Origin of the sequence: Streptomyces sp. NPDC047081 (genome assembly GCF_040643775.1) — a bacterium.
Lineage (GTDB): Bacteria > Actinomycetota > Actinomycetes > Streptomycetales > Streptomycetaceae > Streptomyces.
On sequence record NZ_JBEYUY010000006.1, the window covers coordinates 409,020 to 422,418 of the forward strand.

Here is a 13,399-nt window from a genome sequence, read left to right on the forward strand (position 1 = left end):
TTCGGCTCAGGTCAGCTGCACGGGTACAGGCCCGCGAAGCCGTTGGCGAACCGCTTGAAGGCGGCCCGGGTGTTCGGACCCGGGTCACCGTCGATCTTGTCGGTGTAGTTCCAGCCGAACGCCAGCATGCGCTGCAGCGCCTTGATGGTGTTGGGGCCCGGGTCGCCGTCGATGCTGTCGTTGTAGTCCCAGTACTCCCGCAGGTGACGCTGCATCGCCTTCCAGCTGTTGGTGCCCAGCTGGCCGTCGATGTTGCCGGTGTAGCTCGCCGGGGCCCCGCGCAGGAAGCACTGGACGTACTTGGCCTGCAGCGTGCTCAGGCCCAGGTTGTTCGTGGCGAGGATGGAGACGGACTGGCCGCTCGCGGCCGGCGCGGACGCCGCGAAGCTGGTGCCCGCGGTCGCCAGACCGCCGGCGGCGAGCGCGGCCACGGCGGTGACGCTCACCAGGGTCCTGGCCAAGGCGTTCGATCGCATGCGTTTGCCTTTCGGGTCGTTGCTTGAGGTGGCGGGACGAGACTGCGGGGCGGGCGGCAGGGGTCGCCACGGTTGCCGCGAAAGTGGCGTCCCGCTGGGACGTCCCGGCCGCTGACCTGCGCGGACCCCGTCCGGGACGGCGGCGCGGCGGGACGGATACGCCGGGCTGTTGGCCGATTTCCATGGATGTGCGGTGCACGTTCCGGTGCGGTCTTGTGAATGCTGGTGCAGAATGCGGCGCGAGGTTCGGGGGCCGCTGACCACGGCCGCCGTTTTCACGGACGCGTGGGGGGACGATGCCGCGTTGGAAAGTGCTGCCCGCACAACTGGACCCGCGTGTACGACAGTTGGTCGTACGCCTGCGCCGCCTGAAGGACCACAGCGGGCTGAGCCTGCGGCAGCTGGCGGCGCGGACCGGGTACAGCCCGAAGTCCTGGGAGCGGTATCTGAGCGGCGGTTCGCTGCCGCCGCGGGAGGCCGTGGAGGCGCTGGCGCGGATCGGGGGCGAGGATCCGACCCGGTTGCTGGCGCTGCACGAGGTGGCCGCGGAGGCGTGGGGAAAGGAGCGCGCGGAACAACCGGAGACGGCGCCGGAGCTGCTGTCCGCCGACCCGGACGAACTCCCGCCGCCCAACCGGGCGTTGAGGGTCGCGATAGTCGCCGGTGCGGTGGCCCTGGTGCTCGCGGTCTCGTCGGCGGTGCTGGTGGCCGCCCGTTTCATGGACGACGACGGCCCAGCCACCCCGGCGACGGGCCCACTGGCTGCGACGGCACCCGCCTCCCCCACGCCGGCCACACCCACGTACCACTGCCGTGACCGGCGGAGCGACGGGCGCTGGTATGCCGGGAACAGCCGGACGCTCAACGCCACGGTGGGATACGGGAGTTCCGGGCCGGAGGTGGCCGAGGTGCAGTGTCTGCTGCGGCGGGCAGGGGTCTCGCCGGGCGGCATCGACGGCATGTTCGGGCCGCTGACGCGCGGTGCGGTGGTGCGCTTCCAGAAGCAGGCGCGGCTGGACGCGGACGGCATCGTGGGCCCGCACACGTGGAAGGCGTTACGAGGATGACGGCGCCGTCCGCGGAGAGCGCCCGACTCGCCGGCGCGCTGCGGGAGTTGAGGGACCGAACAGGCCTGAGCCTGGCGGGGCTGGCGGCGAAGACGGCGTTCAGCAAGTCGTCCTGGGAGCGGTATCTCAACGGCAAGACGCTGCCGCCACGGGTGGCGGTGGAGGAGCTGTGCCGTCTGGCGGGGGAGCCGGAGGGGCGTTGTCTGGCGCTGTGGGAGATCGCGGAGTCGGAGTGGAGCGGGCGGGGGGTGGCGGGGAGGTCGGATGCGGCGGGGAGAGCGGGTGCGGCGGCCGGTACGACCGGCGGTTCGGAGAAGGCCGACAGCGCGGATACGGCCGTACAGGCGCCGCCTCCGGAACCCGAACCCGCCGTTCGTCGTACCCACACCCTCGTGGCGGTGCTCGCGTCCGTGTGTGCGGTCGCCTTCGGCGGGGTGGCCGTGGCCCTGCTGCTGCTTCCGCGCCACCACCACGCCGAGGACGCCCGCTCGTCGGCGAACCCGTCCCGCTCCTCCTCCCCGTCCTCCATCGGGCCGCGTTGCCGGGGCGCGGCCTGCGAGGGCCGAAGTCCGGTGGAGATGTACTGCGGGGCCGCCCCGGACACCCTCGCACGGCGCCGTATGGCGACCGGGGCGTGGATGGAGGTGCGGTACAGCGAGGTGTGCGGGGCGAGTTGGGCGCGGACGTGGGGTACGCGGGTGGGGGACCGGATCGAGGTGAGTGCGGGCGGTGCGGTGCGGGGGGCGAGGATCAGGAACGGCGCGGACGCCGACGCGTTCATCTATACGCGGATGGTGGTGACGCGGCCCGGCGCGGTGGTTCGGGCGTGTTTCCGGCCGACGGTGGGCAAACAGCAGTGCTTCGAGAGCCGGGTCGGCTGACGTCTTCCGAGCGGACGAACTCGGCCCACACGACCTTGCCGGGGTCGCGCCGGCCGACGCCCCACTTGTCGGCGAGCGCGGAGACGAGCAGCAGACCCCGGCCACCCTCGTCGGCGTCGTCGGCGACTCTGGGAACGCCGGTACCGCTGTCGTGCACCTCGATCCGGACGACCTCACCGTCGTACTTCAGCCGGAACAGCAGGCGCCGGCCGGGTGGTACGCCGTGCAGCAGGGCGTTGGTGACGAGCTCACTCACGCAGAGCAACAGATCGTCGGCACGGGTCCATTCGGCGAGGCCCCAGTAGTGGAGCGTCCAGCGGGTGAAGTGCCTGGCGGCGGGGGCGGATCGGCGGTCGCGGGCGTAGAACTGGTCGCGCTGGTAGGGGAGTTCGGTTCGGGGGATCACGGGAGGAATGTCGCGCAGGGTCACTACTGTTGATCAGTGGGTGAGCCCGTACAGATTTTTTGTACGGGTTCGTACGGGGTCGCCTTCGGGCAGGCGTGGGGAGTTGGACGAGCATGAACTCCAGGAAGCTTCCGCGGAAGAAGAACCTCTCGGCCATGAAGATGCTGGGCATGCAGGTGGCTTGCGCCCGGCGCGCGGCGGGCCTGACACAACGGGAGTTGGCGGATCGGCTGATGGTCGACGAGGAGACCATCGCGTCGATCGAACAGGGCCGACGGCCGTTGAAGCCGGATCTCGCCGAGCAGATGGACCGACTGCTGGGCACGAAGGGGTTGTTGGCGGTGGGGGTGGCGAACCTGCCGGACATCGACCAGTTTCCGTTGTACGCGGAGCAGTACATGGCGCATGAGCGGGAGGCGATCTCGTTGTCGTGGTACGACGCGCTGGTCGTACCCGGACTGCTTCAGACCCGGGAGTACGCCCGCGCGGTTCTGAGCGAGCGCGTCCCGGCGTACGACGAGGACGAGTTGGCGACGAAGACGGAGGCCCGGGTCGCCCGTCAGGAGATCCTCCAGCGCAAGACCCCGCCGACGATGAGCTTCGTGGTGTGGGAGCCGGTCCTGTACCTGGGCATCGGCGGCGAGGAAGTGCGGCGCGATCAGCTGCGGCGGCTGCGGGAGTGCGCCGAACTGCCCGGCCTGTCCTTGCAGTTCCTGCCGATGCGGACAGCGTCGCACGCGGGGCTCGACGGCACGTTCACTCTGCTGGAGACGCCGGATCATCAGCTACTGGCCTACACCGAGGGGCAGCGTGGCAGCCAGTGGGTCGCGGACCCCGACGAGGTGTCCGTACTGGCGCGCAAGTATGCGATGCTGCGGTCAGAGGCCATGACTCCGCAAGAGTCGAAAAGCCTGCTGGACCGTCTGCTAGGAGAGCAATGAGCACCGCACTTGAGTGGTTCAAGTCGAGCTACAGCGGCAGCGAGGGCGGCCAGTGCCTCGAAGTCGCCTACGAGGACACAGCGATCCACATCCGCGACTCCAAGAACCCGGAAGACGGCCCCACCCTCCACGTAACCCCCGCCGCCTGGTCCGCCTTCACCGCCGCGCGCTAAGGCTTCGAGTGCAAGATGGCCCGCGCCTGTTCCGCCGCGCGAGCCATCGTCTCGGAGATGAAGTCCATGAAGCGGGCCGTGTTTTCCAGGCGGACCGCGGCCGGCGTGCCCGCGCCCAGGACGGCCACGCCCTGCCGTGCCGTCTCCGCGACCTGGGCCGTTGACCGCACGCTGGCCATCATCGAGTCGTACATGATCTCGTCGTCCAACACATAACGCTCGCGCCGGCGTTCGTCCCGTTCCCGCCGGACCATCTCCTGCTCCTCCAGGAACGCGATCGCCTTGGAGACCGACGCCGGGCTGACCTGAAGCCGTTGGACAAGCTCCGCCGCCGTGAGGCTGCCGGAGTCGCTGATGGTCAGGGAGGCCATCACGCGGGCCGTCATCTTGGTCATGCCGGACTGCATGAAGACGGTCGTGAGCGTCTCCTCGTACTCCCGAACGGCCTCCGCGTCCCGCCCGTAAGCCTGCGGAACCCCCGCCGCGTCCCGGGGCGCACCCTGCTTACGGCGCTGCGCCCGCCGCTCCGTCGCGCGGTGGGCGAGGTCCGAACGGTAGGCCGTGGGCCCGCCGTTGCGCATGACCTCGCGGGTGATGGTCGAGGTGGGACGGTCGAGGCGCCTGGCGATCTCCGCGTAGGCGAGGTCGTCGGCCAGTCCCAGCGCGATCTGCTGGCGTTCCTGCTGGGTGAGCCTGCCTCCCGGCATCACGGCCTCCTTCGTGTCTCGTGCTGCCGCCCAATATAGCGTTCACTCTCAGCCCATTGCAAAGATCCGGATGGGCCATGTTGCGTTACCGTACAGCCCGTTGCAACAATTTCTTAGCTCTGACCTGCATTTATGATGCTCATACGCAACGAACTTGTTGCCCGATCCGTGAACGCAACGTAGCTTTTCCTTCATCGGAAACAGCACGAACAACGGATCCCAGGAGCTCACCATGCAGAAGTTCGACACCCCGGCCGCCATCTCCGCCGTCCTCGACATCCCGGCCGGACGTATCCAGTTCATCGCCGCCGACCGCGCCGACACCGTCGTCGAGGTCCGGCCCGCGGACGCCTCCAAGAACCGCGATGTGAAGGCCGTAGAAGAGATCGAGGTCGCCTACGCCGACGGCGTGCTGCGCATCGAGGCCGCGTCGGCCAAGAACCGCCTTGTCGGCAACTCCGGCTCCGTCGAAGTGACCGTGCAGCTGCCGGCCGGCTCCCGCGTCGAGGGCACGTCCGGCGCCGCCGAACTGCGCGGCGTCGGGCGGCTCGGCGAGGTCGTCTTCGAGGGCGGCTACCGCCAGGTCAAGCTCGACGAGGCCGCGAGCGTCCGGCTGAGCGTGCACGACGGTGACGTCGTGGTTGGGCGGCTCGGCGACTCGGCCGAGATCAGCACCCAGCGCGGCGACATCCGGATCGCCGAGGCCGTGGGCGGCAAGGTCACCCTCAGCACCCAGAAGGGCGACATCGAGATCGGCGCCGCGGCCGGCGTCTCGGCCGTCCTCGACGCCGGGACCAGCCACGGCCGTATCAGCAACTCCCTGAACAACAGCGCCGGCGCCGACGCCGGGCTCAGCATCCACGCGACCACCAGCTATGGCGACATCACCGCCCGCAGCCTGTAGTCCGCCGTATCCATCCCTAGGGGGCACCAGTCATGACCGACCTGGCCATCGCGGCGAACGGGCTGCGCAAGTCCTACGGCGACAAGACCGTTCTCGACGGCATCGACATCGCCGTACCGCAAGGAACGATCTTCTCCCTGCTCGGCCCGAACGGCGCCGGCAAGACCACCGCCGTGAAGATCCTCTCCACGCTCATCAGCGCCGACGCCGGATCCGGTGAGATCCGGGTCGGCGGGCACAGCCTCGCCACCGACCCGCAGGCGGTCCGCGCGGCGATCGGTGTGACCGGGCAGTTCTCCGCCGTGGACGGGCTGATCACGGGTGAGGAGAACATGCTCCTCATGGCCGACCTGCACCACCTCTCCAAGGCGGAGGGACGCCAGGCCGCGGCCGAGTTGCTGGAGCGCTTCGACCTCACCGACGCGGCGAAGAAGCCCGCCTCCACCTACTCCGGCGGCATGAAGCGCCGCCTCGACATCGCCATGACCCTGGTCGGCAACCCACGGATCATCTTCCTCGACGAGCCGACCACGGGCCTGGACCCGCGGGCCCGGCACAACATGTGGCAGATCATCCGCGAGCTGGTCACGGGCGGGGTCACCGTCTTCCTCACCACCCAGTACCTGGAGGAGGCCGACGAACTCGCCGACCGCATCGCGGTGTTGCACGACGGCCGGATCGTCGCCGAGGGCACCGCGGAGGAACTCAAGCGGCTGATCCCCGGCGGACACGTCCGGCTCCGCTTCACCGACCCGGCCGCGTACCAGTCGGCCGCCTCCGCCCTGCGTGAGGCGGCCCGCGACGACGAGGCCCTCGCCCTGCAACTCCCCAGCGACGGCAGCCAGCGCGAGCTGCGCTCCATCCTCGACTGGCTCGACTCGGCCGGCATCGAGGCCGACGAACTGACCGTGCACACCCCGGACCTGGACGACGTGTTCTTCGCCCTGACGGCCGGCACCGACGACCACAGGAACCCCGAGGAGGCAGTCCGATGAGCACCATCTCCCTTGCCGTGCGCGACTCTTCGACGATGCTGCGCCGCAACCTCCTGCACGCGCGCCGCTACCCGTCCATGACCCTGAACCTGCTCCTGACCCCGATCATGCTGTTGCTGCTGTTCGTCTACATCTTCGGCGACACGATGAGCGCGGGGATCGGGGGCGGCGGCCCGGACCGCGCGAAGTACATCGCGTACATCGTCCCGGGCTTGCTGCTGATGACGGTCGGCTCGACGACGATCGGCACGGCGGTCTCCGTCGCCATGGATATGACCGAGGGCATCATCGCCCGCTTCCGCACGATGGCGATCCACCGCCCGTCCGTGCTCATCGGGCACGTCGTCGGCAGTGTGCTGCAGTGCGTGCTGAGCGTGGTGCTGGTCGGGGCGGTGGCCGTGGCGATCGGCTTCCGCTCCACGGACGCCACGGTCCTGGAGTGGCTGGCGGCCTTCGGCCTCCTGGTCCTCTTCTCCATGGCGCTCACCTGGATCGCGGTCGGCATGGGCCTGGGCAGCCCGAACCCGGAGGCGGCCAGCAACAGCGCGATGCCGCTGATCCTCCTCCCCCTCCTGTCCAGCGCCTTCGTACCGCTCCACTCGATGCCGGGCTGGTTCCGGCCGATCGCCGAGTACCAGCCCTTCACCCCGGCGATCGAGACCCTGCGCGGCCTCCTCCTCGGCACGGAGATCGGCCACAACGGCTGGCTGGCGGTGGCCTGGTGCGTGGGACTGGCGGTGCTCGGCTACTTCTGGTCGACGTCGAAGTTCAACGCGGACCAGAAGTAGTGCGTGGGTCACGTGCGGCGCGCCGCTACGGCGAGGGTCGCGTAGGGCATGGTCACGGAGCCGCCTCGGGCATCGATGGCGGCTCCGACGGCTTTGAGGATCTCGGCGAGGGCGGCGGGCGGGAGCCGGGTGAAGGCGCCTTGGGTGGGCAGGACGTCCAGCCAGGCGTCCCGGCTGTACGTGAACTCCCAGTCGTACCGCCACTGTTCGGGCTCGCCGAAGGCGCCGTCGACGGAACGCATACCGTCGGCGGCTTTCGCGAGGAAGCCCAGGTAACCGTCGACGAGGGACCTGGTGACCGCCGCCCGGAAGTCGAAGGGCGAGTCCGGCATGACCCGCTCACCGGCATCGGCGACGGCCTCGGCGAGATCGGCGGGAAGGTCGGCGACGTTCCAGAAGGGGACGAGGAGCCCGCCGGGTTCGAGCACCTGGGCCGCCTTCTCGGCCCCCGCGGCGAGATCGACCCAGTGCCAGGCGGTCCCGGCGACAACGACGTCAAACCGCCGCCCATGTCCCGGCTCCCACTCCTCGAAGGTCGCGACGTCGATGTCGTCCGTGCCGAGGCGGCGGGCCAACTCGGCCATACGGGGGTCGGGTTCGACGCCGACGACAGTGCAGCCGGCGGCCTGGAACTGCCGGGCGACGATCCCGGTACCGCACCCGACGTCGAGCACGCGAGCGCCGGGACTGGCCTCCACGATCCGCCGGACGAGGGCGTCGGGATAACGGGGCCGGGCACGGTCGTAACGCTCGGGATCGGCCCCGAAGGACTCGGCGACGTCCCGGTGACGGTGGGGCTGGGACTGTGACGGGGGCTGGGACTGGGGCTGAGGCTGAGGCTGGGACGGTAAAGTGGGCATGCGCCCACTATGAATGGGCGCTCGCCCACTCGTCAACGCCAGGAGATACTTTCGGCATGCCAACAGGTGTGGCCATCCGCGACCCCCGCCGACAGCTCTTCGAGGCCGCCGAACGCCTCCTCCTACGAGCCGGCCCAACAGCCCTGACCAGCAGGGCGGTAACGGAGGAGGCGGGGGTGGCGAAGGGCGTACTCCACCGCCACTTCACGGACTTCGACGGCTTCCTGACGGAGCTGGTGCGATCGCGTATCGCACGCTTGGAGGCCCGGGGGGAGGGCCTGATCGCCGGGGCGGGCACGGGGTCGGTGGCGGACAACCTGACCGCCGCCCTGATCGACGTGTTCGACGCGGTAGGGGTCGCGGTGGTCAGCCTGGTGATCGCCCGCGACGAACTCCGGGCACGACTGCGGGCGTTGGGCTCGCCGGGGATTCCGCTGATGGCGGAGGCGGCGGGGGTACTGAGGGCTTACCTGGCGGCGGAGCAGGACTTGGGGAGGGTTACGGGGGACGCGGACGTCCTGGCCCCGACCCTGCTGGGCGCGGCCCACCTCCTGTTCGCGGACCGCGAGAGCCCGGCCCCGGACACGGCGGCCGTACACCGCGTGGTGACGACGGTCGTGTCCGGCGCGGTTCGGTAGTCCGTCAGCGGGGCGAGGTGACCCGGTGGTCCTTGCCGGTGGGCGGGGCTGCCCTGATGACGTAGATGCCCGAACCGGGCTCGATCTCACGGGACTTGGCGCGGAGGGCGACCATGTCCGTGCCCGGGGGCCAGCGGGTGCCGGTCTCGGACCACTGGATGCCGGTCAGGTCAACGTCCGTCAGGTCGGCGTCGTACAGGTTCGCTTCGGTGAAGTCGTCCAGCGCGCCGGCCAGGATGGCGGCGGCCAGGCCGTCGGGGTTGGGCAGCCCGAGCAGGCGACCGACCGAGTCGGCATGGGTGCGGGCGAGGAGGTCGGCGACTCCGATGGCGAGGTCGAGGTCCTGGTCGGTGAGCTCGTGATAGGGATGTCCGGTGCGAAGGGGGATGGCCCTGTTGATGTTGCGCGCGAGGCTCTCCGAAAGATCACGATCGGCGTTCGGAAGCACCTGCCCGGAACGGCCGAGCTGGAAAGCGAGGCGTTTGGCGATGACGAGCACGTCCCGGCGGCTGAGGTCGATGTTCTCTTGGTAGGCCTCCGCGACGGCGTCGAAAACGCCCCCGGAACGCCTGCTGATGAAGCCCATCGCGACAGCCCGATCCACGTCCTGCTCGAACTTCCAGTCGGGGTCACCCCCGGAAAGCCCCCTCCGGCGTACGCGCACCAGCGCCAGCGCGCGTACGAGGAGATCGCCGAGGACGCAGGAGACCACACCCGGCGCCCTGCGGTAGGCCAGTCGGCGGTCCGCCGCGATGCTCCACACGTCCGTCGCCGCGCTCGGCCGCCACACCCCCGTCACGGCGCTCAGCCCGGCCTCGACATCCAGCACGTCCCCCAGCCCCCGCAGGAGATCAGTGTGCCGGTCGTGCAACTGTGCCTCCCGCAGCCCGGCCTCCACATCGAGGAACCCGGACAGCCCCGAACTCACCTGCCTGTGCTCGCCGTTCAGCCACTCGTCGGCGGACTCCTCGGTCATCACCCCTCCCCCCGCGCGTCGAGATACCGCGCCGCGGCCCGCCGGGCCTTGAGCAGATTCGCCCGCACCGTCGCCCCGTCGACGCCGAGCAGCTCACCGATGTCCGCCGGTGTCCAGCCGTCCAGCGTCAGGCCCAGCACCTGCCGCTGCCGGGCCGGCAGAGCGCTCAGCACCCGTACGATCTCCCGCTCCTGCACCCACGCCTCCGCCTCCCCCAGCCGGCTCAGCACGGCTGTCGGCTCGGGCACCTCCCCCACCGGTTCCTCCTCCACGCGCACGGCGTGCCGGATGTAGGCCTGGTACGCGACCTTGTAGGCCCAGCTGCGGTGGAACCTGATCTCGGCCCACCTGCGGTACGCCTTGATCATCGTCTCCTGTGCGAGTTCGGCCGCGAGGTGGACCGGGGCGCCCTGATAGAGCAGATACGTCGTCAGTCTCGTGAAGTAGGTGCGGTAGAAGCCGCTGAACTCGTCGTCCGGCGCGGGAGGCCGATGGTCGACCCGCGCGGGCGTCTCCTCCGGGGCCACGCCTCCGCCCACCGGCACCGCCACCAACGGGTCGTCCTCCTCCTCTGGAGGTTCGGGATACCTCACACCGACCGCCTCTCGCATTCGCAGCCGGGGTGCGGCCGCCGGTCCCCCCGCCACCGCAGCCGTAACGCCAGGTGCGCCAGGGCGATCAGCTGAACCCCAAGGCCCGCGAAGGCGGTCAGTACCGACCCAAGAACCGGGTCCATCCGGCCCTCCTCTCTCCGAGTTCTCCGGGGTCTCGCTCCACGGCCGGCCCCTTCGTTCCCGAGAGCCGCTCAACGTGCCTCGCGTGAACCGCCGTTGGGTAAATTCCGGTGCCGGGCAGCGACGGCCGTGCCCAGCGCTGTCGGGGACTGTCAGTGGCTGGCCCTACAGTCGTTTCCATGGCGACACTTCCCAATCCGCTGCCGAGGCTCGCGTCCCTCGGTCTGGACCTCCCGGCCGGGAGGCTCATCGACGCGACGGATGACGGGCCGTGGCATGAGCCGCTGCTGTGGCTGGCGGACGGAGCGGCGGCTCCGGGTGCCTGGTCGGCGCCGGCGGAGGCGGCCCCGGCGGTCGGTCTGCTGCCCGTTCTGCTCGACGTGGGTGGAGGTCATGGCGGGCCGGAGGAGTGGGAGTTGATGCCCGGGGAGATGTCCTACCCGGGTGACCACGACGCCGAGGAGGTCCTGGAGGACGCCTGGGACGAGTACGCCGAGGAGGACATCGACTGGCCGGGACTGGCCGACGGCCCGCACGCCGACGCCAACGCCGACTCCGATGCTGACCCCGATTCCGTCGCCTCCGGCATCGTGGAGTCCCTCCTCGACGGTGCCGGGCCGCTCAAGGAACCCCGCCTCGCGCTCGTCCCCGCCCGCCGCAGCGCCGACATCCCCACCGCGATCGGCTGGATGGGCCCGGCGAACCACGAGAGCGACACGGCCCGGCTGTCCGCCGTGCTCCGTTCCTGGGAGGACCGGTTCGGCATACGGGTCGTGGCGCTCGGCTTCGACCACCTGCTGGTGTCCGTCGCCCACCCGCCGACCACCCTCGCCGAGGCGGAGGCCCTGGCCGCGGAACACTTCGCGTTCTGCCCGGACAACATCTGGCAGGGCGCGGACAGCACGCTCGCGGCCTACGCCGAACACCAGCTCCTCAACCAACCGGCCTGGCACTTCTGGTGGGACTGACAGGCCCGGGTGAGGTGCCTACGCGGCCCGCCAGACCGTCATGTCCGCGGTCAGGAAGCTCATCCCGGGGGTCTTCCACAACGCCGTCGACTTCACCTGGATCACGAGCAGGGCGATGTCCCCGGAGCGGTGCCTGACGCAGATCTCGCTGCCCTGCGCCGCCCACGACAGCCCGAGGGTGTGGCTCTTCTCGCCGGTGAGGGCGGCCCGGCACCTGTCATAAGTACCGCCCGGCTTGCCGGTCAGCTGGGTGATCACACTGGTCTTGCTCACCAGCGCACAGCCCGCTTCCTTGCAGTCGAGGCGGATGTCGCCCTTGTTGTTCTTGGGCTCGACGGGTTCCTCGATGTTCAGCGAGTTCTTCTCGTCGATCCAACGGAAGGGGTACGGGACGGCCTGGGGAGACTCGGAGACCTCCGGGGCCGGGGAGGACGACGAGGACTTCGGCGCCCCACCGCCACCAGCAGTACTGGCCGTCGAGGAGCCGGATGAAGAAGCTGAAGAAGCGGTCGCATCCCGATCCCGGATCCCGTCAACGGCCCCCTTGAGCAACCACGCCAACCCCGCGATCAGCACCAACCCCGCCGTGACGATCCCGACGGTGATCAGGACGGCCCGCCTCCGCCGAGCCCGTCCCTCCTCCGGCCTGACCGTGAAGGGCCCGGCGGGATAGGGGCCGTGCGGATAGATGCCTGGCGCATGGGAGCCGGCCGGATAGGGGCCTGCCGGGTACGTTCCTGCTGGAACCGCCGCCACCGGAAGCACGCCCTCCGGGGGCGACCACGGCGACTGCGGAGCTTCCACACGCGAGGCTTCCGCACCCCCCGACTCCGATGCCCCAGACCCCGGCGCCTCCGACCGAACCCCCGCCCCCATCACCCGAGTCGCAACCGCACCCGGCTCAGTCACCGGCGCAGACACCGGCTCCGGAACCACCACCTCCGGCCCCGCCACCTCCCGCCAAACCGCGGCCCCCGCCCCCACCACGGCCGCCCGCCCCAGCCGCTCCCGGCACCACTCCACAACCTCCCCCGGCGTCGCCCGCTCCCCCGGCTCCGCAGCCAGACAGCGCGCGATCAGCGGACGCAGATCCTCAGGCAACCGGGACAGATCCGGCTCCGAATGCACGATCCGGTAGAGGACGTTGACCGCCGCCCCCTCCCCGTACAACGGCTCCCCCAGCGCCGCGAACGCCGCCGTCTGCCCCAGCGCGAACACATCCGTCGCCGCCGTCACCTCACCCCCGGACGCCTGCTCCGGCGCCATGAACGACGGCGTGCCGATCGTGCTCCCCGTCGCCGTGTACGACGTCGAGTCCGCCGCCAGCGAGATCCCGAAGTCGATCACCCGCGGCCCGTCCGCGGCCAGCAGCACGTTGGACGGCTTCAGATCCCGATGCACGATCCCGGCCCCATGGATGGCCTGCAACGCCTCCGCCACCCCCGCCACCAGCCACAACACCGCCGGCACCGGCAACGGCCCCCGCCGGGCCACCGCCTCCGACAGCGACGGCCCGGGCACATACAGCGTGGCCAGCCACGGCGGTACGCCGTCCGCGTCCGCGTCGATCAACTCGGCGGTGTAGGCACCCCGCACCCGCTGCGCCGCCTTGATCTCCCGCCGGAACCGCCGCCGGAAGTCGGGATCGTCGGCCAGCTCCGGCCGTACGACTTTGATCGCGACCGGCCGCCCACCCGCCGTGTGCGACAGATAGACCCGCCCCATCCCGCCAGCGCCGAGCCGCGCGGCAAGCCGGTACCCGGCCACCACGGCCGGATCGTCCGCCTGCAACTCCTCGAACACCTCGGCCGCGTCAGCGCCAGTGTCGGCGTCGTTCATCGCTCCCCGCCCCCCATGCCCCGAAGTCCCCCCAACCTCGCTCAAA

The 13,399-nt window shown here is 70.5% G+C and carries 16 protein-coding genes; 9 read left to right on the plus strand and 7 right to left on the minus strand.

The window, feature by feature from the left end:
• Positions 1-11 precede the first annotated feature (11 nt).
• Complete coding sequence (locus ABZ848_RS14845; RefSeq protein WP_360830824.1) at positions 12-476, minus strand: peptidoglycan-binding protein; 465 nt, start codon at positions 474-476, stop codon at positions 12-14.
• A 296-nt stretch (positions 477-772) separates the two neighbouring features.
• Between ABZ848_RS14845 and ABZ848_RS14850 the strand changes: the two genes are divergently transcribed.
• Both ABZ848_RS14850 and ABZ848_RS14855 read left to right on the plus strand, forming a co-directional pair.
• Positions 773-1,543 (plus strand): peptidoglycan-binding protein, encoded by a 771-nt coding sequence (locus ABZ848_RS14850; protein ID WP_360830827.1) that lies wholly within the window; start codon positions 773-775, stop codon positions 1,541-1,543.
• Positions 1,540-2,424, plus strand: coding sequence for a DUF2690 domain-containing protein (locus ABZ848_RS14855; protein ID WP_360830830.1), 885 nt, complete (start codon positions 1,540-1,542; stop codon positions 2,422-2,424). The genes ABZ848_RS14850 and ABZ848_RS14855 overlap by 4 nt, the downstream gene beginning before the upstream one ends.
• Here the strand turns inward: ABZ848_RS14855 and ABZ848_RS14860 are convergent.
• Positions 2,321-2,830: an ATP-binding protein gene (locus ABZ848_RS14860; protein WP_360830833.1), complete on the minus strand. Its 510-nt coding sequence runs from the start codon at positions 2,828-2,830 to the stop codon at positions 2,321-2,323. The genes ABZ848_RS14855 and ABZ848_RS14860 overlap by 104 nt on opposite strands.
• 113 nt (positions 2,831-2,943) lie before the next feature.
• Here ABZ848_RS14860 and ABZ848_RS14865 point away from each other — a divergent pair, with 113 nt between their 5' ends.
• A complete protein-coding gene (locus ABZ848_RS14865) occupies positions 2,944-3,771 on the plus strand; it encodes a helix-turn-helix transcriptional regulator (RefSeq protein WP_360830836.1) in 828 nt (275 codons plus the stop codon).
• Entirely contained in the window at positions 3,768-3,944 is a 177-nt protein-coding gene (locus ABZ848_RS14870) for a DUF397 domain-containing protein (RefSeq protein WP_360830839.1), read from the plus strand. The genes ABZ848_RS14865 and ABZ848_RS14870 overlap by 4 nt, the downstream gene beginning before the upstream one ends.
• Here the strand turns inward: ABZ848_RS14870 and ABZ848_RS14875 are convergent.
• Positions 3,941-4,651: a helix-turn-helix domain-containing protein gene (locus ABZ848_RS14875; protein WP_360830841.1), complete on the minus strand. Its 711-nt coding sequence runs from the start codon at positions 4,649-4,651 to the stop codon at positions 3,941-3,943. The two genes, ABZ848_RS14870 and ABZ848_RS14875, sit on opposite strands and share 4 nt — an antisense overlap.
• 232 nt (positions 4,652-4,883) lie before the next feature.
• Here ABZ848_RS14875 and ABZ848_RS14880 point away from each other — a divergent pair, with 232 nt between their 5' ends.
• The 3 genes from ABZ848_RS14880 to ABZ848_RS14890 are packed head-to-tail and all read left to right on the plus strand — an operon-like array spanning position 4,884 to position 7,338.
• Positions 4,884-5,555, plus strand: coding sequence for a DUF4097 family beta strand repeat-containing protein (locus tag ABZ848_RS14880; RefSeq protein ID WP_360830844.1), 672 nt, complete (start codon positions 4,884-4,886; stop codon positions 5,553-5,555).
• Positions 5,556-5,587: 32 nt separating this feature from the next.
• Positions 5,588-6,550, plus strand: a complete 963-nt coding sequence (locus ABZ848_RS14885; RefSeq protein ID WP_360830847.1) for an ATP-binding cassette domain-containing protein — start codon at positions 5,588-5,590, stop codon at positions 6,548-6,550.
• Positions 6,547-7,338, plus strand: a complete 792-nt coding sequence (locus ABZ848_RS14890) for an ABC transporter permease (RefSeq protein ID WP_360830850.1) — start codon at positions 6,547-6,549, stop codon at positions 7,336-7,338. Before ABZ848_RS14885 ends, ABZ848_RS14890 begins: the two co-directional genes overlap by 4 nt.
• Positions 7,339-7,346: 8 nt before the next feature.
• On the opposite strand, the gene ABZ848_RS14895 is transcribed toward ABZ848_RS14890, so the two are convergent.
• The gene (locus ABZ848_RS14895; RefSeq protein WP_360830853.1) at positions 7,347-8,198 is read right to left on the minus strand and encodes a class I SAM-dependent methyltransferase; all 852 of its coding nucleotides are present in this window, start codon (positions 8,196-8,198) and stop codon (positions 7,347-7,349) included.
• A gap of 56 nt (positions 8,199-8,254) precedes the next feature.
• Between ABZ848_RS14895 and ABZ848_RS14900 the strand changes: the two genes are divergently transcribed.
• Entirely contained in the window at positions 8,255-8,836 is a 582-nt protein-coding gene (locus tag ABZ848_RS14900; RefSeq protein ID WP_360830856.1) for a TetR/AcrR family transcriptional regulator, read from the plus strand.
• A 4-nt stretch (positions 8,837-8,840) separates the two neighbouring features.
• Here ABZ848_RS14900 and ABZ848_RS14905 read toward each other — a convergent pair whose 3' ends face one another.
• Positions 8,841-9,812 (minus strand): hypothetical protein, encoded by a 972-nt coding sequence (locus ABZ848_RS14905; RefSeq protein WP_360830859.1) that lies wholly within the window; start codon positions 9,810-9,812, stop codon positions 8,841-8,843.
• Positions 9,812-10,405, minus strand: coding sequence for a sigma-70 family RNA polymerase sigma factor (locus ABZ848_RS14910; RefSeq protein ID WP_360830862.1), 594 nt, complete (start codon positions 10,403-10,405; stop codon positions 9,812-9,814). The genes ABZ848_RS14905 and ABZ848_RS14910 overlap by 1 nt, the downstream gene beginning before the upstream one ends.
• Positions 10,406-10,725: 320 nt before the next feature.
• On the opposite strand from ABZ848_RS14910, the gene ABZ848_RS14915 reads away from it, so the two are divergent.
• Positions 10,726-11,514 (plus strand): DUF4253 domain-containing protein, encoded by a 789-nt coding sequence (locus tag ABZ848_RS14915; protein ID WP_360830865.1) that lies wholly within the window; start codon positions 10,726-10,728, stop codon positions 11,512-11,514.
• Between the two features lie 18 nt (positions 11,515-11,532).
• On the opposite strand, the gene ABZ848_RS14920 is transcribed toward ABZ848_RS14915, so the two are convergent.
• Positions 11,533-13,353, minus strand: a complete 1,821-nt coding sequence (locus ABZ848_RS14920) for a serine/threonine-protein kinase (RefSeq protein WP_360830868.1) — start codon at positions 13,351-13,353, stop codon at positions 11,533-11,535.
• Positions 13,354-13,399 lie beyond the last annotated feature (46 nt).